Raw genomic sequence first — 23,836 nt, forward strand, 5'->3', positions numbered from 1 at the left:
TTAGAATCTTGTTCATTTTAATTCTAAAATATTAGAAATCATGAATAGTACTGTAACAGTGGATAACAAGTTAAATCAGTTGTTAATAGTTTTTTCTAAAAATTTAGAAATTTCAATAAGATATCCAGGTGAGAGAGTGCCTATTTTGATAGCGCTCTCTATTTTTATTTTTTTACCTATAAAGTGAAACCCGTAAAAAATAAGGGGATTTTGAATATATAATGACTCATTAAGTGATATGATCACATTTTTGGCACGCTAATTGCAAGTATTAAAGATAAGTAACTTAATAGTTTTTGAAATGGGGGTATCATTAAAAGCTTTATTATTAGCAAGAGTTTTGGAATAAGGGGAAGGTCAGAAATCAAAAGGAGATTGGGGGAATTTGATGTTAGCTTTAGTAGGCTTCCTAACGATTGGGACATTTCTTTTCTTAATTATGACGAAGCGGATGTCTGTCATTATAGCTCTTGTACTTGTACCGATTATTTTTGGTCTGATTAGCGGATTTGGTGCCGAACTTGGACCTATGATGCTGGAAGGAATTCAAAAAGTTGCACCTACGGGAATTATGGTAGCGTTTGCTGTTTTGTATTTTGGACTGATGATGGATGCAGGACTTTTTGATCCAATTATTTCTCGAATGATTCGTATTGTTAAAGGAGATCCACTGAAGATTGTCATCGGTACAGCCATAGTTACCATGCTTGTTGCCTTGGACGGAGATGGTGCATCTACATTTATGATAACGATTACAGCATTTCTTCCCCTTTATAAGAGGCTAAATATGAATCCTCTTGTATTATCTGGTGTCGTCGCGTTAGGGGCAGGTGTTATGAATATTGCACCATGGGGCGGTCCTACGGCACGAGCAATGTCAATGCTAAATACAGATTCTGCGAACTTATTCAATCCTGTCCTTCCTGCCATGATCGGCGGCATAGTATGGGTTTTGTTTTCAGCATACTGGCTTGGGAAAAAAGAGCGTGCGAGGCTAGGAATTATTGATACAAAGGGCAATTATGAGGATTTTATGTCTGAACATGCGGCTGCAATTGAAGGCAGGAAACCACAACTATTTTGGTTCAATTTAATGTTAACCATTTTACTTCTTATTGCTTTGGTAATGGCATGGCTACCGATGCCTGTCCTATTTATTGTTGCGTTTGTTATTGCTTTACTTGTAAATTACCCAAAATTAGAAGAACAGCAGGAACGACTGTCTAGCCATGCAAGTAGTGTTGTAATGGTTTCAACAATGATTTTTGCTGCAGGTATTTTCACGGGTATCTTTACAGGAACGAAAATGATTGATGCAATGGCATCGTCGATGGTTTCCGTTATCCCTGAACAAATTGCAGGGTTTTTACCGTTAATTGTAGCGATTACGAGTATGCCTCTCAGTCTTGTTTTTACTCCAGATGCTTATTATTTTGGTGTTCTGCCAGTCATTAGTGAAGCGGCTATTAGTTTTGGAATTGACCCTATTGAAATTGGACGGGCAGCGATACTTGGCCAAATGACAACAGGATTTCCATTGAGCCCTCTAACAGCGTCCACTTTTATTCTTGTTGGATTAGCTGGCGTGAATTTAGGAGAGCATCAGCGTTTTATATTTAAATGGGCTTTTGCAACAACAATCGTAATGACAATAATTGCTCTAGTAACAGGAGCTATATCTATTTGAGGTGGTATGTATGATAAGAATCGGTTCTGGAGCAGGATTTTCAGGAGATCGATTGGAACCGGCAGTTGTTTTAGCAGAAAACGGAAAGCTAGATTATCTAGTATTGGAATGTCTAGCTGAACGAACCATTGCTTTGGCTCAAAAACGGAGACTTCAAAATCCTTTGTTGGGGTATGATCCCTTATTAGAAAAGAGAATGGAGCTCCTTTTACCTGTCATCAGTAAAAATAAAGTTCGGCTTATAACGAATATGGGGGCAGCCAATCCTATTGGGGCAGCTGAAAAGATTGTAGAATTGGCAAGAAAACTCGGAGTTTCAGTCAAAGTGGCTGCAGTTACAGGAGATGATGTCTTCCACTCAATTAATTTCGAGGAAAACGCACTAGAAGTCGATAAACCATTATCTTCTTTTGGACCGCTAATTTCGGCAAACGCTTACCTGGGTGTTAAGGCGATATTGCCTGCTTTGGAATCAGGTGCAAATGTCATCATCACTGGACGAGTTGCCGACCCTTCTTTATTTGTCGCACCAATGATTCATCATTATGGTTGGTCATTGGATGATGCAAATCGGATTGCACAAGGGACAGTAGTAGGTCACTTGTTAGAGTGTGGAAGTCAAATTTGTGGAGGATATTTTGCGGATCCCGGAAAAAAAGACGTTCCAAACTTTGCTAATTTAGGTTTTCCATATGCTGATGTTGATTGTGATGGGACAGCTATCATCAGTAAAGTACAGGGAACGGGAGGAATCATCTCGTTAGCGACTGCTAAAGAGCAGCTTCTGTATGAAGTAACGAATCCGAATGAATATATGACACCTGATGTAATTGCAGATTTTACAACGGTCAGTTTGAGAGAGCTAGCACCTGATACCATAGAAGTTTCTGGCTGTACTGGTAAAAAGAAACCGGACACTCTAAAGGTTAGTGTAGGTTACCATGCCGGATACGTCGGGGAGGGTGAAATTTCTTATGCTGGAATGAATGCGTTGGGTAGAGCAAAACTGGCCGGTGAGGTTATGTATGAAAGACTAAAGGATGATTTTTCTGAACTTCGTATTGATTACATTGGAAGTACTTCGGTTCATCGAACATCGTTTAGTCAAAATGAAGTTCCTTATGAGATAAGGCTTAGAGTAGCCGGGAAGGCTCAAACGATAGAGAATGCGGCAAAAATCGGGGAAGAAGTTGAAGCACTTTATACGAATGGACCTGCTGGGGGAGGAGGAGCCCGAAAGTATACGAATGAGGTAATTGGCATTGTGTCTACTTTGATCTCACGCGACAAAATAAATACGTCTGTTGTTATTAGGGAGAGTGTAAAGAATGAAGAAAAAATTGTATGAAGTAGCTCACAGCCGTGCGGGGGACAAAGGAAATACTTTAATGTTATCGCTTATTCCTTATAATGAACAAGATTATCAAGTACTGTGTGAAAAAGTGACCGCCGAAAAAGTGAAAGACCATTTAAAGGAAATAGTTGAAGGAAATGTAATCCGGTACGAGGTTCCAAATATAGCTGCACTACAATTCGTATGTCATCAGGCTTTACTGGGAGGAGTAACCACTTCTTTAAGTACGGATACTCATGGGAAGAGCTTAAGTTATGCTTTATTGGAGATGGAAATAGATTGTTAGATTCTAAAGCGGGTTCCCAAATAACATAATTGGAGGTAATGATCGATGAGTAATTTTCAACTAAAAAAAATAATAGGTGTTGTTCTGCTTGCTTTACTGATACTACCTGGCTTATCAATAACAGCTCTTGCAAAAGACACTAAAAGCAAGGGAGAAGTTGCTCCACCAGTTTCTTCATTAGCAGAAGGCTCTTATTTTATGGAGCAAACTGTAGAACTAAGTTCTTCTACACCGGGTGTAAGCATCTACTATACACTCGATGGAAGTATGCCTACAAAAGATAGTATTCTATTCACTAAGCCTTTTACAATAAAAAATGATATTACGATTAAAGCGATTGCCATTAGAGGAGATAGTAGCAGTCAAGCTTTAGAAGTCAGCAAAGGGAAAACGAAAAGTGAAATAGCTACGTTCTCATATGACTTTGTGACAAGAGAAGCACTTGCCTCTAAATTTTTGAGTTTTGAATACGAGTCTATGCCTTATCGTCTTTATGTGCCAGAGAATTATAATCCAACTAAATCTTATCCGCTTGTATTATTCCTACATGGTGGGGGAGAACGTGGTGATGATAATGTTAAGCACATAACAGCTAATGATGGAGCGGTCGTTTGGGCAGCACCTGAGAACCAAGCAAAGCATCAAGCATTTGTCCTGGCACCTCAAGCAAGGAATGTTCCTGATGGTGGATTTACGGTTACGCGGGATTCTAATAATATCGTAAATTTAAGCCGGGTTTTTGAGTTTTCAAGTGATTTGCAGAAGGCATACGAAATACTACAGAAGGTTAGGGATACTTATAATATTGATAGCAACCGCTTGTACTCGACAGGTTTATCTCAAGGTGGATTTGGTACCTTTAATCTGAATATTGCTTATCCTGATTTATTTGCTGCAATGGTCCCAATTGCCGGGGGTGCGGATCCAAATAAGGTACAATCCATTGCAAATAAACCGATTTGGGCTTTTCACGCAGAAGATGATGCTGTAATCCCTGTTTCCTTCACACGAAATGCAATAGATGCTTTGAGGAATACTCGAGGAAACCCAATTTACACTGAGTATCCTTCTGAGCTGAAATATAACCATGGATCATGGGTTCCTGCATATGAAAACAAAGAAATGATTGAATGGGTATTTAAACAATCTAAGTCTTCTAATTAATTCTGGAAAGAGCAAAAACAGTGGGAAACGAATGCTTCCCACTGTTTTTTTACGTTATTTAACCATTTTTTTCATTAATGGTTTCGAAAACTTCATAGATTGATTTTCGCTAACAAATGTGGAACCTAAAAGCAATACCCCACCAAACATTTGAATAATGGTCAATTGTTCTTTTAAGATTACCCCTGAAATCAGTATAGCTACAAATGGATCTACATAGCTTAGCATAGCAATACTCTGTCCCTTTAACTTTTGCATACCTGAGAAGAATAACCAAAACCCAATACCAGTGTTTATAATCCCTAACAGTATGATAAAGGGAATGGAAGATCTTGATACTCCCAAGGCATTGAATCCCTCGGTAAAAAGCACATATGGTAAGAGAAGTAAAGCAGTTGTTCCAAGTTGGATGATGGTAAACTCTAGCCTGGTCATGTTTTTAATAAACTTATTTAATAACATTAATGCAGCGTAAAATGCAGCTGCAACTAATCCAAAAAAGATCCCAAGTAGGTCACCTTTTCCAGATGCACTTATGCCATTTCCAACAATCAATAACATACCTACTATCGCTACACCCACGCAAACCATTTTTTTGATAGGTAATGGTTCATGAAGGATAATTGGCGAGAGAATCATCACAAACACAGGTGCAAAGTAATACGCCAATGTTGCGTTAGTAATGGATGTATAACTGTAGGATTGATATAAGAAAATCCAATTGCCTCCTAATGCAATAGCAGAAAGAATTACGACAGAGGCATTAGCTTTCACTAATTTCCATGGAATGGATTTTTTCATCACAAGAAATACGAACATTAAAAATAGGCATCCGATTGAACTACTTAGTAAAGCTATTTCACTCGAAGATAAATCGATATGTCGTACAACTAAACCAATTGTACCGAAAATAATCATTGATAATATAAACTGTTTCATCGTCTACTCCTTCGAATCTGCGAAACAGCTTATATTCGCAGATTCTTAATCTGTTGTAAATATAAGCGGGTTTAAAGGAGTAAATGGTGGTGGTGGTGAAGTTGAAACGGGCTTCCAACTGGATAAATTTATATTTGATAATGGCATGATATCCCCCTATTTCTTTACTGATTTTTTCAATTATACTATATAAATGCTTTTTGAACTATCGGAATATTAGTAAAATAATATTGGACTGCTTTTTCAACAGTCATTAGTCATTTTAGTTTTTTAGCTAAGAACAGAAGGGAGTAGGTATTTATGGTAGAACTAAGGTATTTTGAACGCTCTGATTTCAAGCAACTTATCGATTGGATTGATTCACCTGCATTTTTACTTCAATGGGGAGGCCCAGGATTTGATTATCCCTTGAATGATTCAAAATTAGAAAAGTACATTGAAAATTCCAATTATAAAAACGCAGAAGATTTGGTTTATAAAGTAGTTGATAATAAGACTGGTGAAACGATTGGTCATATCTCTTTGGGGAAAATTGATAGAAAAAACAAATCAGCACGAATTGGAAAAGTTTTAGTCGGTGATCGAAACGCAAGAGGTAAAGGAATAGGACAACAAATGATTAAGGAAATCCTTAAAATCGCATTTGATGAACTTCACCTACATAGAGTTAGTCTTGGCGTATTTGACTTTAATGTTTCTGCCATCGCCTGTTACGAAAAAGCAGGATTTATAAAAGAAGGTTTACTTCGAGATTCAAGAAAAAATGGTGATGAATATTGGAGTTTATGGGAAATGAGCATTTTGGAAAATGAATGGTTAAAAATGAAAATCCTTTAGTCTTATTAGCTGCCTTGTTACCAGATTTTCACAAAGGAGAAAGCAGCTTATTGTCTTATTCAAAAAGAGCTTCGTTGCTTTTAAACAACGATTTTATTATTTCAACCTATTAGAAGTACTTAGAATATTGCAAACGCTTTTAATTAATAATATAATTTATTTAATTTAAGAAATAGGAATGTTACCTAACGGGCATAACCTAAACCAATACATTACTTTGTATTGGTTTAGGTTATTTTTTTTTCCTATTATTAAAAAAACAACATAGAAAGGAAGTAAAAAATGAAAGCAAGGAAATTGGTATTAAGCATCATATTGTTATTTAGTGTGTTTTTTGCAAGTGGTTTTACAAATAATAATCTGGAGAATACTAGCAGTAAAGAGAGCAATAAAGGTCTAAAGACTGCAGAAAGTAAAAAGAAGAAAACTTCTAAAGCCAGGACAGTTATTACAACTGATGGCGAAGTAGATGATATGAATTCTGTTCTCAGATATCTTTTATATGCCAATGAGATGGACTTAGAAGGGATCGTCATTACTAGCTCTGTCTACCACTATGCTGGTGACAAAGAAAAAGGGATTGAACCTTTTAGATGGACAGGAACTGATTGGTTATACAATATGATTGATGCATATGAAGAAGCCTACCCAAATTTAACTAAACATGCAGATGGTTATCCTACACCTGACTATATTCGCAGTGTAACAAAAATCGGGAATATTTCCAATGTAGGTGAAATGGAAGAAGTGACGGAAGGGTCTGAGTTTTTAAAAGAATTGTTTTTGGATGATAATGATAGCGATTTATATGTCCAGACTTGGGGCGGGACAAATACAACAGCCAGAGCATTAAAATCCATTCAGGAAGAATATGAGAATACAGCAGAATGGGAAAGTATTAAGAAAAAGGTTAGTGATAAACTAGTTCTTTACATTATTCTTGACCAGGATGATAGTTATTCTTCGTATATTGCCGAGCAATGGTCGGAAATCAGAATTATAAATGATCGATCCAACTTTTGGCATTTCGCCTATGCTTGGAAGTATCATACGGATGAAGTAAATAGTAGACTTAAAGGTGCCTGGAATGCTGAGAATATCAAATTCGGGCATGGATCATTAATGGAGTTATATGCCTTAATGGGAGACGGTAATATCATTGAAGGCGAATTGCCAGAAGAGCAACGCGGCAGTGAAGAATATTTGCAGAACAATCCTATGTATAACAGATATGATTTCATATCTGAAGGAGATTCACCATCCTTTTTCTATCTGATTGATAATGGATTAAGAAGTATGGAAGATCCAAGCTATGGCGGCTGGGGTGGACGTTTTGGAGCGGAAAATGAGAAGTTATTTAAAAACACCGTTCTAGATTTCAATGTCTATACGAATCGTTATGAAGCGGAATATTCTTTAATGCGCTGGTTTGACGATATTCAAGATGATTTTGCTGCCCGAGCAGATTGGCTCATTGCTTCAAAATATAAAGGCGCCAATCATAACCCAACACTTGTAATAAAAGAAGGCTTAGACTTAACGGTTAAAAAAGGACAAAAAATAACCCTCCATGCAAAAGCTAAAGACCCGGATGGAGACAATCTAACGTATAAATGGTGGAGATACTTTGAAGCCGATTCCTATGAAGATTCAAAAGTTCCTCAGGAAGAAACAAAACCAGAATTAGCAGGAAGTTTACAGTTGGGACTTCACCGTGAATTGGCAGAGGGTGAAGTAACAGACAGTATTACATTGTCAGGCAGTAATACAGATACCGTTACATTTACGGTACCTGAAGATGCAAAATCCGGGGATACGATTCATATTATTGCAGAAGTACAAGACGACGGAGTACATGGACTAAAACATTATCAGCGCGTTATATTAACAGTTAAATAAAAAAACATTTATTGGATAAGTAGTAATTTTGAAAAGTCTCAGAAAATATTTTAATCTATTTTAGAGAAGCCAAGGAAGAGGTATCCTTGGCTTCTCTATTTCTTTAAACAAATTTCGCATATGGACATGGTTGAAGTTCTAATATAAAGTTTATTAAAAGTGAAAAATAAAATAATACAAATCAAAAGGAAAATTAATATCAAATAAATAAACCAAATTTAACACCATATATTTTTAGATATTTAAAAAGTATATCATCAATATATCCGGAGGTCTGCACATTTGGTCAGACTTGATTGAATACAACTAACTTTATACTGGTTACCTACAGAGTATAAATTTTATGGGAGGAATTGAAATGCCGCAATTAATTTTTAAAGGAATTACAGTTGATAAAGTAAAAAAAATTAGTGCTCCATTGGTTCAGGAACTAGCAGACCTTTGTAATTGTGAAACTGACAATTTTATATTAGAAATAATCCACTCTTCTTATATTTTTAATCAAGAGGAAGTCCCTGGATTTCCTTTCATCGAAGTGAAATGGTTTGATCGTGGCCAGGAAATTCAGGATCAATTTGCAAAAATTATGACGAATTACATTCATTCACAGGGTATTCCCGAGGTGGAAATTGCTTTTACTGTCTTTCTAGAGTCTGCTTATTATTTGAATGGGAAGAATTTTGAATAATAATTTTTTTTGATAGTCCCTTAGAACCAACCATTTTTTTATTATGAGTTTAAGGGAATCTCTTTGATATTGTAAATGTTATAAAAGGAAAAATCTAAGAGATATGAAGTAAACTTTAAACTAGTGGATTAGACATTAATACTAGTGATTAAATTATGAAAAATACAAATGACACTTTCTTAATAAAACTAATTGGCTACTAAAAAAGGCTTCCTCTTTAACAAAAGGAAACCTTCTAATCTTTTAATAAAAAGAGAAAGCGCATTATCTCACACTTATTGCAACATCTTCCAGCCATTTTATCTCTTCTTGTGTTAAAACAATTTTGGATCCTTCATAACAAGAGTGCAATTCTGCTTCATTTTGAGCACCGATTAGGGCACAGGATGGAAATGGTTGATTGAGAACATATGCAAGTGCGATTTGAATGGTGCTGACACCTTTTTCTTTTGCAAGCTCTTCAGCGCGTCGCAGACGTTCCCAGTTTTCATCACTGTAGAATACGCGAACAAGATCCGCATTGCTGTAATCATTTGACGAGAACCGACCTGTAAAGAAACCTCTTGCTTGGGAAGACCACGACAAAAGCGGGATCTGATATTTTTCATGCCATTGGCAATCAGCTGCATCAGCGGATACACAGCCAGCCCAAAACGGTTCTTTCGCTTTGGCTAAGCTTAGATTGGGACTGCTGAAAGTAAATCCGACCAACCCATTAGCTGCGGCATATTCATTCGCTTCCTGCAACCTTTGAACCGTCCAATTCGACCCGCCTATCGCTTTAATTCTTCCAGCGGCAATATGCTCATTTAAGGCATCAATAATGACGTTAACCGGGACATTCTGGTCATCACGATGCAACGCATATAAATCGATATAATCTGTTCCAAGCCTTTCTAAACTCTCAAATAGATCCTTTGAAATTGCTTCAGGATTTACACGGGTGCCGTTCTGGTCGTGGTGAGCCCCTTTCGTTAAAATCACCACATCTTCACGATTGTTTCGCTCCTTCATCCACTGCCCAATTGCCACTTCACTCTCACCGCCACAGTAAATATGGGCGGTGTCAATCGTATTCCCGCCTATGGCGAAAAAACGGTCCAGCACTTGGCAAACTTGCTCATACACACTTGGCCTAAAATAGTCTGAGCCTTGAATAAGGGTTGTTACTGGTTTTGTTAGCCCTGGAATCGTAATCGTTTTCATTATTTCAACCTCCAATTTGTTAAATTTCCACACGACGGCGTTCCCGTGCCGATGTCAAACAAGCATCCAACACTTTCATATTCAGGACGGCATCTGATGCTGGAAAAGGAAGTGGTTCTCCGTTACGAATACTTCTTCCTATAGCATCTGCCTGCAAGGCATATTGGTTCAAGCGAGGAACTTCTACTTCTCTACGTCCATCCTTTGTATGGACAAAAAAGTTATCTCTTTCATCCTGATTTACCACAAAGGCGCTCGGAACTTCAATTCGTCCATCTGTTCCTAAGACTTCAAGGGTATTTCTGAATGCCGCCCACATGCCGCAATCAAACGTTAAAGCAACACCTTTATTAAACTCTAAAATGCCAGAGGCCATCATATCGACATAATCATGCTCTTCAGACAATAGAGCATGAACCGTTGCAGCCTGCGGCTCTTCGTTTAACAACATCCGTGCTGCACTAATTGGATATACACCTACATCGTATAGCGAACCGCCGCCCCAATCTTGTTTATATCGAATATTGTTCTTGTCCTTTGCATTGTTAAAGGTAAAGGTGCCATGAATTCCGCGAATCTCGCCAATTTCACCCGATCGAATAATGTCGTGAATGACGTTATAACGCGGATGATATCGGTACATAAACGCTTCGGCAAATACAACACCGGCTTTTTCGCAAGCCGCTGCCATTTCTTGTGCTTCCTGTGCAGTAAGCGCTAATGGCTTTTCGCACAATACATGTTTTCCAGCTTCTGCTGCACGAATTACCCATTCTTTATGCATATGGTTGGGCAGTGGAATGTAAACGGCTTCAATAGTAGGATCAGCAAGTAATTCTTCATAGCTACCATAAGCGGTCGGTATAGTCAATTCCTCCGCTGTTTGCTTGGCCTTGTCCAATCCGCGGCTAGCGATGGCAGCGACTTCGCCGGTTTCAGATTTCTGGATTCCAGGTATAACCGAGTGCTTTGCGATGCCGGCGCAGCCAATAATTCCCCAACGAATTTTTTTCATTCTGTTCCTCTCCTTTTATGTAAGAATATTACTATATTGTCATTATATTAAACTCATAATAAAATAAAAATAAAATCTTTTTGCCTTACATATGAAACAATATTGCTATGGAAAGAGTGATAGAACATGCTTCGACAATATCTATTACCTACACTCAATAATAACGAATATATGGTGCTCCCCGAATCGATCGGATGGTATTGGGATGAGCCGGAACATCAGGTAGATAGAAAGGTAGGTACGCTTAATAATTTTAATATTCACTTTATTGTTTCAGGAACTGGCTATATAGAAATAGACGGAAAACAATTTTCCTTGAAGCGGGGGGATGCTTTTTTGTATTTTCCGATGCAGGAACAGCGTTATTATAGCAGTCATCAAGACCCGTGGGATATTCGATGGGTGCATTTTTATGGAAGCGTTCTCCATCCATTTTTATCAGAAAAAGGGTTTAACCGACATTCACTATGGAATATCCAACATATGAAGCCAGTAGAAGAGGCTCATGAGCAGCTGCTCCTTGAAGCGGAGAAAAATAGTTTTTTGCATTTGTCCCGGTTGTCCACTCTCACCTATACGTTCTTAATGGAATTCATAACAAATGTAGTACCCCGGACTTCCGACCGAAAGCAGGAGTTGGACAATCGAATTCAGGTCTTACTTCCCTTGATGCAAAGTAAAGCTTGTGAACCATTTGAATTGGATTACTGGGCGGAACAAGCAGGTGTGAGCACCTATTATTTTTGTCGCCTTTTTAAACGGGATACCCAAATGACGCCAATGGAGTTCATTACATTATGCCGACTTCAACTGAGTAAACAATTGCTGCTTGACCATAAAGAAATGACCATTAAAGAAATTGCTCTAAAAGCAGGCTATCCGACTATCAGCTATTTTAACAAACGCTTTTTAAAACATGAAGGAATGACACCGACCAATTACCGCGAGCTATATCCTTTTAAATCACAGAAGTAGAAAGGATGTTTGTTCCCCCCTTTGGCAACTCAGTAAACGGGTTAAAGCAAGATAATCCATGAGAGATGGTGTGTACCTATAAAAATACTTACAGATAAAAACGGTCCTGTTTGAAAAATATTGAAATTGCCAAAGCGATGATAAAATGAATGTTTCATTCCTTCTCAGGACGGGTAACTAAAATAAGGACAACAAATCCAAAGGAGGAATTTCAATGTACGAACATGAAAAGCATTTGGTGGGAGTTTACGATACTGAACAAGAGGTTATTCAGGCGGTGGAAGATTTAAAACGACAGGGTTATGCTTCCGAAGATATTTCAGTTATCGGGAAAGACAAAGACGTTGTTAAAGACATTAATGATACTACTGGTACGACAACTGAAAAAAGTGCTCTTACTGGAGCTGCAACAGGTGGGGCACTTGGTGGAATATTAGGACTGCTTGCAGGGGTAGGTGCCCTTGCAATACCAGGTATCGGACCTATTGTAGCAGCTGGGCCAATAGCTGCTACCCTGACTGGGGCGGTCGCCGGAGCAGGTGTTGGTGGCTTGGCAGGAGTTTTAATTGGATTAGGAATTCCTGAAGATGAGGCGGACCTTTACGAAGGCTATGTAAAAGATGGTAAATTCCTTGTTGTGGTGGAACGCCGACAAAACCTTCTAGGTGAAGGACAAGGAGTGGATACAAGTATGAACCAAAACGATACAGACGTAACTCTAAGATCAAATGATTCATACAATACTCCGGTCACTTCGTTGAATCAAACAAATACGAACTTAGACAACAGAAAATTTTAAGGATTGAAGTGAAAAGGGTACTTGTCTCCAAACTGGAGGCGGTACCCTTTTTCATTGTATCTAGTGCAGGAAACTAACTTGGTTTTCTTAATTTTTATTGTAATGTACTATACGAAATACTGTGGTTAAAAAAGTTTAAAAGGAAAAAAGGATGGTGTATGATAGACAAGCTGCTTCCACCAATTCGAAATAGAAAATGGCCAATATTACACAAAGGGGATATCCCTGTGTTTAATAAAACCTATTGGAATTTCAAGCTTTTTGTTGAGGTAAAGAAGAAAAGGTCTTATCCTATAACTATTAACTTTCGGGGCATTTAAGATATTCCAGAAAGAGCGCTTTAGTTTAAGGGTGTGGATTATTGCCGCTCATGTGTAAAAAAATTGAGAGAGCTACGAACCATTGATTTCATATATGACTTAAGAAAAGAGATTGGCTACATTATGTGAATGGTGACTAGGAGGAGTCGTGTGCGTTATTTGCGCAAGCATGGTTCTGTGAGGGTGGAGGAATACAATCTACCTTGAAGTAGAGAGATTCCCTTCTACTCGACTAGTTGTGCAAGAGGTTTCTAGCTAAAATTGAGGATGGTCACATCACTCTGGTAAGGCTAGGCAGTTCCTGTAGGAATTAATGGATAAAAATGTGCATGAAAAAAGGAATTTTGTTACTAGTATTGAATATTTACTTGGTAACGTATGATTGTTTTAAGATTAGCGGAGGTGAAAAAATGAAAGCATTATTTATTGGAGGAACTGGAACGATTAGTTCTGCCATTACAAAGCAGTTGGTAGAAAAGGGATGTGAGCTTTACATTCTTAATAGAGGGAATCGAAAGCATCGCTTGCCAGAAGGAGTAAACTTACTTAAAGTCGATATTAATGATGAAGACCAAGTTTCCAGACTGATTGAAGATTTAGATTTTGATGTCGTTGCTGATTTCATTGCGTTTGAACCTGCACAACTTGAAAGAGATTATCGCTTGTTTAAGGGGAAAACGAAACAATTTATCTTTATTAGCTCTGCTTCTGCCTACCAAACTCCTTTGTCCGACTATCGAATTACAGAAGGAACGCCATTATCGAATCCATATTGGCAATATTCGAGAAATAAGATTGCCTGTGAAGAGTATCTACTGAAACTTTATCGTGAGGAAGGCTTTCCGATTACGATTGTAAGACCAAGTCACACCTATGATGAACGTTCGATTCCACTTGGAGTACATGGAAGCAAAGGTTCCTGGCAGGTTGCAAAACGAATGCTGGAAAATAAACCCGTTATCATTCATGGTGATGGTACATCCTTGTGGACGATGACACACAATAGTGATTTTGCGAAAGGCTTTATTGGCTTGATGGGCAATATCCATGCAATCGGTGAGTCTGTTCATATCACTTCAGATGAAAGTCTTACCTGGAATCAAATTTACGAAGCAATCGCGGACGCTCTTGGAGTAAAAACTCAATGCGATCCATGTGTCATCGGGATTTTTAGACGCATCGAGTAAGGAGGATTACAGGGGTGGATTATTGGGGGATAAGGCCAATTCCGTCGTGTTCGATAATTCTAAACTAAAAAGACTTGTTCCCGATTTTGTTGCTACAACCCGATTTGACCAAGGGGTTAAGCAAACAATCGATTACATATTAGCACATTCTGAATTACAAATACCGGATGAGGAATTTGACAATTGGTGTGACAGAGTTGTTGACGTATTAAATACGGCGTTAAAAATGATTAATGAATAGTTCATCCCCTAAAAAGTATGTTTTTTCAAAATGAATGTGAAGAAATATTTTCTGATATTTTTATAAGTAAAAATGGGCTGCTAAGTATGGTGGCCTAATTTAATGAGCAGATTTTGTATGTCTGACGGCTATATAAACAGATGATTAAAATGACCGTATATGTGAAATCAGTTCGAGAAGGAATAATAAAATAATAATTAAAAAAATATTTAAAAGCTAGTCGTTCCCGACCAGCTTTTTTATTTTTTCCTCAATCCACATTAGGAGTGATGTGAATAGCAAAAATATCATCTTCTTTAGGTAAATTTTCTCTAGGCTATCCACTAAAACAAGGATCACTAAATCTATCAGTGAACTAGGCACGGGAAAAAAGAAAAAAATGAAGAAAAAATGGCATAAAAGAAGTTACACCCAACAAAAACTATCATTATAATCTTTTGAAGGGGTTTTTGAACATGATTAGATGGGGAAAATTAAACGAAATAATTGAAAGAATACCAACAATGTCTGATGAAGAATTAATTGCATGGAGTAAAGATTGTTCCAAAGAGTTAGAAAGAAGGAAAATAGTAAAAAAACAAAACCTCATGAAAGCCAAAAAGGAAAAAAGAATTAAACGAATAAAATAAGAAGGTACTGTTTTATGAATCTGTTTATTAATCTGGAAACAGATTACCTTCCAATGTACCTTTGAATAAGTTGAATGGATGGGATTTATTCCCGACTGAAACAAAATAAATTTCATTCCAAATAGTCTTTTCTTTAGGTCATTTTAAAATAAAGATAAAGCTCAAAAAAGCTTATTTTCCAAACGTTTCTTACATTTTGTAAGGAGCGTTTTTATTTATAACAAATACTTACATGGGAGGAAATTTCTTTAATCTTAATAAAACATATAATCTCCTAAAAAAACGACATTATTTAATAGTTATTATATTTGTAAAATTGGGACAAGTAAACGTTTTAACAACAAGAGGGGGAATCTTAATGAAGTTTATCAAAAAAGCTGGTCTATTGATTGACACTATTTTTGAAAACTTTACCTTAATTACGCTGGTAGGTTTAATTTTTGTTGTAACTACTCAGGTTATGACACGGAAATTGTTTAATTTCGTTTTTTTCTGGTCTGAAGAAATCACCCTCTTATTGCTTGCATGGTTTGCCTTCATGGCAATCGCAATAGGAGTTCGCGAGTATATCCACTTAGGTATAGACTCCTTCACGAACCTTTTTGGAAAGGCATTCAATAAGTTTTGGGATAAGGTGATTAGTTTGAGTCTGTTTGCTTTTGGCTTGTATCTAGTGGTACAAGGATGGAATTTTACAGTATTGATGTTTGAATCCACACTCCCAGCTACAAAACTTCCAAGTAGTGTTACCTATTTGGCGATGCCGATCACAGGCATTATGATTTGTGGATATTCATTACTACAATTATTTAAGATTAACACAACTAGACATGAAGGTATTGAGGAGGGGATGTAACTTGGATACTAATACTATCGCTATTATTATTCTACTTGCAAGTTTTGTTCTTTTAATATTGCTTCGTTTTCCCATTGCTTTGACACTTGTTGCCTCGTCATTAATAACTGTCATTTATCTAGGTATTCCGATGCCAGTTATTGGTCAGCAAATGATTCAAGGAATGAACTCATTTTCGTTGCTCGCGATCCCGTTCTTTATTCTTACAGGACAAATTATGAGTGAAGGCGGTCTTGCCAACAGGATTGTAAAGTTTGCAAGTTTAATGGTCGGGAGAATCCGTGGGGGTCTCGCCATGGTTAACAGCGTAGCTGCATTGTTCTTTGGAAATATTTCCGGATCTGCTGTCGCGGATGTGTCATCTGTTGGGTCTGTTATGATTCCAATGATGAAAAAGAATGGATACGAAGCAGATTATGCTGTAGGTGTAACCATCGCTTCAGCTATTCAGGGTGTGGTGGTACCGCCAAGCCATAATCTTGTTTTATATTCATTAGCAGCCGGCGGTGTTTCTATTGCGAGCCTGTTTATGGCGGGGATTGTACCGGGAATCATCATGTTAATTGCCCTCATATTAACGGGATATATCATTGCAAGAAAACGAGGATATGGAAAAGCTGAACCTGTACCAAAATCTGAAATTCCAGGGATCCTTCTTCACGGCTTATTGTCTTTAAGCCCTGCCGTCATTATTTTAGGTGGGATCTTAAGTGGATGGTTTACGGCTACTGAGTCAGGAGCATTAGCATGTTTGTATTCTTTTATTCTAGCATTCTTTGTATATAGAGAGGCTCCATTCTCTAGTATTGGAAAAATATTAAAACGTACAATGAGAACGGTTTCGATGGTATTTTTCTTAATCGCAGCATCTGCTTCCTTTGGCTGGATACTTGCTTATTTGCAAATCCCAGGTATGGTAACTGATCTATTTTTACAAATTTCTGACAATCCGCTGATTATTTTATTGATTATTAATATTTTATTGCTGCTACTTGGAGCTCCAATGGACATGGCACCCATGATTCTAATCATGACACCCATTCTCCTTCCTGTAGTAACGAGCTTTGGAATGGATCCGGTGCACTTTGGAATCATCCTAATATTAAACGCAGGGATTGGTTTATTAACACCTCCGGTGGGAACAGTGTTGTTTGTTGGTTCCGCCATTGGGAAGGTCTCCATTCAGGATGCAACAAAAGCAATGCTGCCATTCTTCTATGCTTTATTAGTCGTTTTGTTAATTATCACCTATATCCCGGAAGTAGTAATGTGGCTTCCAAATATGATTGTGAAGTAGGGATAGGATTTGGGTGAAAATATAAAAAATAAATAAACACAAAATTAAGGGGGAGTAAAAGTAATGAAAACAAAGAAGTTTACAGGATTATTAGCAGCAACTATTTTCGCAGGTACAATATTGTCTGCCTGCGGAAGTAATCAAGAGAAGACAAATTCCGAAGCAGGGTCCAAAGAAAAAGATAAGCCAAGTTATACATTCCGCTTGGCAGATAACCAGCCAGCTGATTATCCTACAGTTGTGGGAGATAAAAAGTTTGCTGAGTTAGTTGAAGAGAGAACGAATGGACGTATAAAAATTGAAGTATTTCCATCGGCACAATTAGGGGATGAGAAATCAGTACTTGAACAAGTTCAGCTGGGAGCTATTGAATTTACTAGAATTAACGCTAGCCCATTAGCTGAATTTAATAAAGATTTCTCAGTGCTTGGCCTTCCATATGTATTTGAAAGTGATGAGCATTTATGGAGTTTCCTAGAAAGTGAGAAAGGAACGGAAATGCTGGATGGTTTAGAACAATCAAAGATGAAGGGTTTAGCCTATTACGATTCTGGATCACGTAATTTTTACTCTACTAAAGAATTAAACAGTATCGATGATTTAGAAGGTCTTAAAATTCGAGTTCAGCAGAGTGAAATTAATATTGATTTCATGAAGGCTATTGGAGCAAGTGCTACTCCAATGCCATACGGAGAGGTATTTAGTGCCCTGCAAACCGGAATCATCGATGGGGCTGAAAACAATCTGCCAAGCTTTGACTCATCTAACCATTATCAAGAAGCAAAAAGCATCATTCTGGATCACCACCAACGAATTCCTGAAGTTTTGCTAATGAGTGATGGTGTTTGGGATAAGTTAGACGAAGAGGACAAAGAAATTATCAAACAAGCAGCACTTGATTCGGTTGAAACTCAGAAAGCTGAATGGGATAAGTGGGAACAACGTTCTGAAAAGAAGCTGAAAGACGAAGGTGTAACATTCACTGAAGTTAAGGATCTTAAACCTTGGCAAGATGCAGTTAAGACAATGGTAGAAAAACACTCAAAAGATTATAAAGATATTATGGAAGCTATAGATCAAGCTCGCCCGTAACTAAAATTAGACCTACCTGGGATATGTATATATAACCAGGTAGGTTAAAAAATACTTAAAATGGTAGATTATTAGATTTTTATTCGCATGATTGAAAGCGTTTACTATTATCTGGTAGTACGAAGGGAGAATAAAAGAATGGCTTCAATATCGTCAAGAATAAGAAAAAAATCTTCAAAACTAAGAAAAACTATACTAATGAGTGCGCTTGCATTATCATTACTAGCTCCTGTCATGGTCCCACAAGTACATGCAAATAACGAGGACCTTGGATATGTAGATTCAACAACAAATGCCAATCCTGGCAATTCAGGAGCAGACACAGTAACCTATCGTGTACCGGCTAACTCTGCTACTGGGCAACCGGAAATCGAAGCCGCTAAAAAAGGAGTCCTCACAGTTGATGGGAAGCAGTTTAGGGATTTAGATGGGGACAGGGCTCTGGATCTCTACGAGGATTGGAGAAAACCGGTTAATCAACGGGTTGCTGATCTAGTATCCAAGATGACACTCGCTGAAAAAGCAGGATTAATGCTGATTAATACACACACTCCAATCGCAAATCCTGCAGATGGCAAATATGTAAAACCAGATGATCCAATGATTGTTGGCAAAAACATGCGCTACGTTATTTTCCGTCAAACTCCAACAGTAGATGTTATCGCAAAATATACGAATCAACTGCAAGAGTTAGGAGAGGCCTCAAGATTAGGAATCCCTGTAGTGGTAACATCGAATCCAAGGAATCATGCCTCTACGGATTACACTAATATTAGTGCAAGCCAGGGACAACATTCTTTTTGGCCGGGTCCACTAGGATTTGCAGCTGCAGGAGACACCGAAGCTGTAAAGGAATTCTCTGAACTTGCAGCAAAGGAATGGAGAGCAGCAGGAATTCGCAAGGTCTACGGGTATACCGCGGATATCGCTACCGATCCTTTATGGGCAAGAATTGAAGATACATTTGGTGAGAATCCAAAAGTTGCCTCAGATATGATTTATAATGTAATTAAAGGATTTCAAGGAGAAAAACTTGGAAGAGATAGTGTTGCGATCACAGCGAAGCATTTCCCAGGCGGCGGAGCACGTGATAATGGTTTGGATCCGCATTTTGTTGATGGTAAATTCAATCCATATCCGACAGAAGGAAGTCTACTTAAGTATCACATTCCTCCTTTCGAGGCAGCTATCGCAGCGGATGTATCGTCCATCATGCCTTATTATGCTTATCCAAGCAATGATAGTGCGAATCAAGGATTACCATGGTACAGTGAAGACCAGCAATTTGAAGAGGTCGGTTTCGCCCTAAATGATGCAATCTTAGACGGATTCTTGCGTGGCAGGCTCGGTTTCAAAGGATATGTTAACTCTGATACCGGTGCTGTGGGTCCTAATTCTTGGGGGGCTGAAGGTTTAACACAAGTGCAAAAGGTTGCAAAGGCAATCAATGCGGGGACAGATATTATTTCTGGCTCCTCTGATCCGCTTCCGATCATTCAAGCGGTCGAACAAGGCTTACTCACGGAAGAGGCAGTTAATGAATCCGTATCCTTATTGCTCACTGAAATGATGAATTTAGGGCTGTTCGAAGATCCGTATGTAGATCCACAGAATGCTCTTGATGTGGTCGCAAATCCAGAAGCGCAGAAATTTGCATATGAGGCACATCAAAAATCGATTGTTCTTTTGCGAAATGATAAAAATCTATTACCTTTAAAAGATGCTAAGTTTAATAAAGTAAAACTTTATGTCGAGATGTTCCCTGGCGGAACGAATGATGCCAGTACAAAGGGGTTTATAGAAACCATTAAAAAGCATGATCCTTCTATTACGATTACGAATGATCTTAGTGAAGCTACACATGCTTATATTTTTGTTAAACCTGTTCAGTCGAACTGGGATAATAATCCAAGAATTACAGTAGGGCCTGAAACAGGAATCACGAATGTTGATAGAATTATTGAAATTCAAAAAATGGTTCCGACGATTACAGCTGTGAACATGACCAACCCATGGGTACTTGATCAAATTGAACCAAACGCTGCTGCGTTAATCGCAACTTTTGGGACAAAGGCAGAAGCAATCGTCGATGTCATTCGTGGAGAATTCAATCCAATTGGAAAACTTCCATTCGCACTTCCTGCAAGTATGGAGGCAGTACACAACGAAGTCGGAGATGTTCCGAGCTTTGCACCGGAAGAAGACCCTGCTTATCCATATGTAAATAAATCTGGTGATGTTTATAAGTACGGTTTTGGTCTTTCTTATAATCAAGGAAAAGCGGTTGGAAAACCGGATCATGCAGGGGAGACAGGTACACCTGATCATGCTATGGTAAAATAATAGCAAGTTGGGTTAAAAGATTGTTTAAAAGAATAAATAGAAAGGTCCATACTACGATGGGCCTTTCTATTTGCTTTATAAAAAGTAAATTTTTGTGACTATTTATTTCATTATACAGATGTTAGTATGTATAAAAATAAAACCGTTTTTATTTCCTCATCAGATTGGAGAGCATTTTATGAGACTCAAAGGTTATCAGAATTTGTTGGAAATAATTAATAAAAGAACTGAAATAGAAAAATATTTAAAGCAGAATCCAGAAATGGTTTCGAAAAATTCTAAACAACAACCTCTCTTTATTGAAAATAAATTAGGGGATAACAACTCGAAAATTATTATGGATAAAGACGGAGAAGGAATTATAACATCTTATCCTAATAATGAGGTGAAAACCAATAAGTTTGCAATAAGGAGAAAAACAAAATATATACCTATTTTAAAACACAAACATGAGTATATTGAAATTGTATATGTTTTAGAAGGAAGTTTTATTCAAGAAATAAACGGAAGGCAGATCGAGATGAATAAAGGGGATTTGTGTATTTTAGACAAAAATGTCGTACATAGCTCCTTACCTTTACGTGATTCTGATGTGGTTATCAATATTATCTTGACACCTGAATTTTTTGATGGTATTTTCATGTATTTATTGTCGGATGGTAACTATATTTCTAATTTTATTATCAATAGTCTTTACTCTAAGAGTAAGGCTCAAAATTTCTTAATACACCATATAAAAGACGATTCACTCATAAAGATTATTTTAGAGAACCTTCTGATTGAATATTATTCAACAGAAATCAAATCTTCAGCAGCTATTAACGGCTATCTACTAATTCTTTTTACAGAACTATCAAGAGAAATTACTTATAGTACAGGAGAACTTATAAAGGATGAACAGCATAAGGTTAAGGGAAGAATTTTAACTTACATTAGAAATAGATATAAAGATACAAATCTTAATGAAATGGCTGAGTATTTTCATTTTCATCCAAGTTATCTAAGCAGTCTTGTTAAAAAAGAATTTGGTAAAAATTTAAAGGATTTACTGACTGATGTTCGAATGTCAGAAGCAAGCAAATTACTTAAAAATACAGATATGACAATTGAAAATATCGTTTTGGAAGTCGGTTATACAAACCATAGTTACTTTTATAAGATTTTTAAGAAAACATACGGCATGACACCAAATCAATACAAAATAAAATTAACAAATCAAAGAAATACAAAGACAGAATAAAAATGTTCTGTCTTTTTTGTTTTTTTTGTAATGTTATTTGAAAATAGAAATCTTAATAATAGATATAATTAGCCTAATTTAGAATGCAGAGAAACCGGTCGCAGAAAATGTATATTAAATATACAACATATTCAAGGAGGGGAAAGATAATAAGGTAATGCATTAGTAAAGCAATAGATAGTGTGGAAATAACGACTAGTAAAAAAATTAAATTATGAATGGATGAGGCAGATCTATACCGGTGGTAAATAATTATTAATATCACGGTTTGTACAAGTTATTGTAAACCTTTACACTTCAGTCTTAGTGGTTAATAGAAAATTAGAATTACTGTTTAACTTTTTTATCAAAAAAAATGGGGGTTTTATCTATGACTATAAAAAATTCAGGTGAAAAATTGTGGCGCGTTATTATGACACCATTAGGTTCAGCTTCATCCAATGTTCATTTTTTCTTGTTTATGTCATTCTTCATGGTATTTGCTACAGAAGCCTTAAAAATGAATCCTGTCATAACCGGGATTATTTTAACAGTATCTAGGCTTTTTAATGCTTTTATGGATCCAATTGTAGGTACCTTCATTGACAAGACTGAAACAAAATTTGGGAAGTTTAGACCGTTTTTAGTTAGCGGATCAATCATCATGAATATTAGTTTAATAATGTTATTCCAAATATCTTTTATTATTCCGGAAAACTTTCAAATTTTTTGGATTATATTTTTTTATGGTCTATGGGATATAGGTTATTCTATGATGTCAACCGTTAATAAGTCAGTGCTTGCGGTCATAACAAGGAATCCTAAACAAAGACCTGTTTCTGGTATTGCTGGAGGAGTATACAGCACATTATTGAATATGGCGTTTTTGGTGAGTGTAGTTCCAGTTATTAATATGAATGGTGGATTTGGAGCCGAGTCGGGCTGGAAGTGGGTTTCTACATTTGCCGTCATTTTAAATTTAGTTTTACTTGGTTTAGCATTGTTTGCGATATCTGCAAAAGATAAACCTGAGTTTTTTAGAATAGGCGAAAAAAGAAAAGAAAAAGTAAAAGTAATAGATTACTGGAATATTATAAAAAGTAACAAACCTCTACAAATGTTAATGATTTCAGCATCTTCGAACAAGTTAGCGGATACCGTTGATAGTGCAGCATTGATTTATTTCTATATTTATGCGGTTCAAAATGTTAGCCTGCAGCCAATGGTTAGCGGCTATTCTACGATAGTGGCATTTGTTGGTGCCTTAATCGCTGGAGGAATTGCCATTGGATTTGGACTAAGGAAGGCTTTTGTCTTAGGCGCTTGGATTAATTTAATCTTTTCTGTCTCATTACTGCTTTTCCGCCCTTTCGATGTAGTTCCTGTTTTTATTCTTCTAATGTCTTTAAACACGCTTTGTAGAAGATTGACAGCACAAAATGTTGATCCAATGATAGCAGATGTCGTGGACTATCATACTTATAAAACTGGAAAATTTATGCCTGGAATGATTGCATCATCCTTTTCTTTTATCGATAAAGTCATCAGTTCCATGGCAGGTTCTATTGTTGGGCTGCTAATGGGACTTGCAGGCTACCACGCAAATGCCGAGCCAACCACTGCGCTTTTTTGGACATCCTTATTAATTTATTTAGGATTTCCAATACTAGGGGATATTATCAGCATTATAGCTATGAAATTCTATAAGATTGATAAGACTGTTTATAAACAAATATATGAAGATAAAAAAGACGATAATGGTACCGAGCTTCAATTAATAGCTAAGTAAAACATCAAAGTATT

Annotated in this window: 19 protein-coding genes and 1 pseudogene; 17 read left to right on the plus strand and 3 right to left on the minus strand. The window is 37.1% G+C overall.

The annotated features are described in order from the left end of the window. The first annotated feature begins 388 nt into the window (after positions 1-388). From ABC255_RS13830 to ABC255_RS13845, 4 genes are read left to right on the plus strand one after another with little or no spacing between them, the layout of a single operon-like run. On the plus strand, positions 389-1,687 hold the full coding sequence (locus ABC255_RS13830) for a CitMHS family transporter (RefSeq protein ID WP_412994298.1): 1,299 nt from the start codon (positions 389-391) through the stop codon (positions 1,685-1,687). A 10-nt stretch (positions 1,688-1,697) separates the two neighbouring features. After that, complete coding sequence (locus tag ABC255_RS13835; protein WP_412994300.1) at positions 1,698-3,035, plus strand: acyclic terpene utilization AtuA family protein; 1,338 nt, start codon at positions 1,698-1,700, stop codon at positions 3,033-3,035. Next, on the plus strand, positions 3,016-3,327 hold the full coding sequence (locus tag ABC255_RS13840; protein ID WP_412994302.1) for an AtuA-related protein: 312 nt from the start codon (positions 3,016-3,018) through the stop codon (positions 3,325-3,327). The genes ABC255_RS13835 and ABC255_RS13840 overlap by 20 nt, the downstream gene beginning before the upstream one ends. 45 nt (positions 3,328-3,372) lie before the next feature. Continuing rightward, on the plus strand, positions 3,373-4,491 hold the full coding sequence (locus ABC255_RS13845; protein WP_412994303.1) for a chitobiase/beta-hexosaminidase C-terminal domain-containing protein: 1,119 nt from the start codon (positions 3,373-3,375) through the stop codon (positions 4,489-4,491). A gap of 54 nt (positions 4,492-4,545) precedes the next feature. Here the strand turns inward: ABC255_RS13845 and ABC255_RS13850 are convergent, their stop codons facing one another. Then, positions 4,546-5,430, minus strand: coding sequence for a DMT family transporter (locus tag ABC255_RS13850; protein WP_412994304.1), 885 nt, complete (start codon positions 5,428-5,430; stop codon positions 4,546-4,548). A 300-nt stretch (positions 5,431-5,730) separates the two neighbouring features. On the opposite strand from ABC255_RS13850, the gene ABC255_RS13855 reads away from it, so the two are divergent. From ABC255_RS13855 to ABC255_RS13865, 3 genes are all read left to right on the plus strand, one after another. Beyond that, positions 5,731-6,267 carry a GNAT family N-acetyltransferase gene (locus ABC255_RS13855; RefSeq protein ID WP_412994305.1) on the plus strand — a complete coding sequence of 179 codons (537 nt, stop codon included), beginning with the start codon at positions 5,731-5,733 and terminating at the stop codon, positions 6,265-6,267. 282 nt (positions 6,268-6,549) lie between these two features. Continuing rightward, positions 6,550-8,166, plus strand: coding sequence for a DUF1593 domain-containing protein (locus ABC255_RS13860; RefSeq protein WP_412994307.1), 1,617 nt, complete (start codon positions 6,550-6,552; stop codon positions 8,164-8,166). 358 nt (positions 8,167-8,524) lie between these two features. Beyond that, positions 8,525-8,854 carry a DUF1904 family protein gene (locus ABC255_RS13865; protein WP_412994309.1) on the plus strand — a complete coding sequence of 110 codons (330 nt, stop codon included), beginning with the start codon at positions 8,525-8,527 and terminating at the stop codon, positions 8,852-8,854. A 264-nt stretch (positions 8,855-9,118) separates the two neighbouring features. Here ABC255_RS13865 and ABC255_RS13870 read toward each other — a convergent pair whose 3' ends face one another. Next, the gene (locus ABC255_RS13870; RefSeq protein ID WP_412994311.1) at positions 9,119-10,060 is read right to left on the minus strand and encodes an aldo/keto reductase; all 942 of its coding nucleotides are present in this window, start codon (positions 10,058-10,060) and stop codon (positions 9,119-9,121) included. 19 nt (positions 10,061-10,079) lie between these two features. Further along, the gene (locus ABC255_RS13875; RefSeq protein ID WP_412994312.1) at positions 10,080-11,075 is read right to left on the minus strand and encodes a Gfo/Idh/MocA family protein; all 996 of its coding nucleotides are present in this window, start codon (positions 11,073-11,075) and stop codon (positions 10,080-10,082) included. A gap of 126 nt (positions 11,076-11,201) precedes the next feature. Between ABC255_RS13875 and ABC255_RS13880 the strand changes: the two genes are divergently transcribed. From ABC255_RS13880 to ABC255_RS13925, 10 genes and pseudogenes are all read left to right on the plus strand, one after another. Continuing rightward, complete coding sequence (locus tag ABC255_RS13880) at positions 11,202-12,050, plus strand: AraC family transcriptional regulator (RefSeq protein ID WP_412994313.1); 849 nt, start codon at positions 11,202-11,204, stop codon at positions 12,048-12,050. A gap of 214 nt (positions 12,051-12,264) precedes the next feature. Next, complete coding sequence (locus tag ABC255_RS13885) at positions 12,265-12,849, plus strand: general stress protein (RefSeq protein WP_412994315.1); 585 nt, start codon at positions 12,265-12,267, stop codon at positions 12,847-12,849. A gap of 730 nt (positions 12,850-13,579) precedes the next feature. After that, a pseudogene (locus ABC255_RS13890) lies at positions 13,580-14,597 on the plus strand (SDR family oxidoreductase). A 455-nt stretch (positions 14,598-15,052) separates the two neighbouring features. Next, positions 15,053-15,226, plus strand: a complete 174-nt coding sequence (locus tag ABC255_RS13895) for a hypothetical protein (protein ID WP_412994316.1) — start codon at positions 15,053-15,055, stop codon at positions 15,224-15,226. Between the two features lie 358 nt (positions 15,227-15,584). Further along, positions 15,585-16,082, plus strand: coding sequence for a TRAP transporter small permease (locus tag ABC255_RS13900; RefSeq protein WP_412994317.1), 498 nt, complete (start codon positions 15,585-15,587; stop codon positions 16,080-16,082). 1 nt (position 16,083) lies between these two features. Beyond that, positions 16,084-17,379, plus strand: a complete 1,296-nt coding sequence (locus tag ABC255_RS13905) for a TRAP transporter large permease (protein ID WP_412994319.1) — start codon at positions 16,084-16,086, stop codon at positions 17,377-17,379. A 63-nt stretch (positions 17,380-17,442) separates the two neighbouring features. Beyond that, positions 17,443-18,471: a TRAP transporter substrate-binding protein gene (locus ABC255_RS13910; protein ID WP_412994321.1), complete on the plus strand. Its 1,029-nt coding sequence runs from the start codon at positions 17,443-17,445 to the stop codon at positions 18,469-18,471. A 138-nt stretch (positions 18,472-18,609) separates the two neighbouring features. Beyond that, positions 18,610-20,814: a glycoside hydrolase family 3 protein gene (locus ABC255_RS13915; RefSeq protein WP_412994322.1), complete on the plus strand. Its 2,205-nt coding sequence runs from the start codon at positions 18,610-18,612 to the stop codon at positions 20,812-20,814. A gap of 118 nt (positions 20,815-20,932) precedes the next feature. After that, on the plus strand, positions 20,933-22,054 hold the full coding sequence (locus ABC255_RS13920) for an AraC family transcriptional regulator (RefSeq protein ID WP_412994324.1): 1,122 nt from the start codon (positions 20,933-20,935) through the stop codon (positions 22,052-22,054). 370 nt (positions 22,055-22,424) lie between these two features. Continuing rightward, positions 22,425-23,822, plus strand: coding sequence for an MFS transporter (locus ABC255_RS13925; protein ID WP_412994325.1), 1,398 nt, complete (start codon positions 22,425-22,427; stop codon positions 23,820-23,822). Positions 23,823-23,836: the final 14 nt, after the last annotated feature.

It is taken from the genome of Neobacillus canaveralius (assembly GCF_047237705.1).
Lineage (GTDB): Bacteria > Bacillota > Bacilli > Bacillales > Cytobacillaceae > Neobacillus > Neobacillus niacini_K.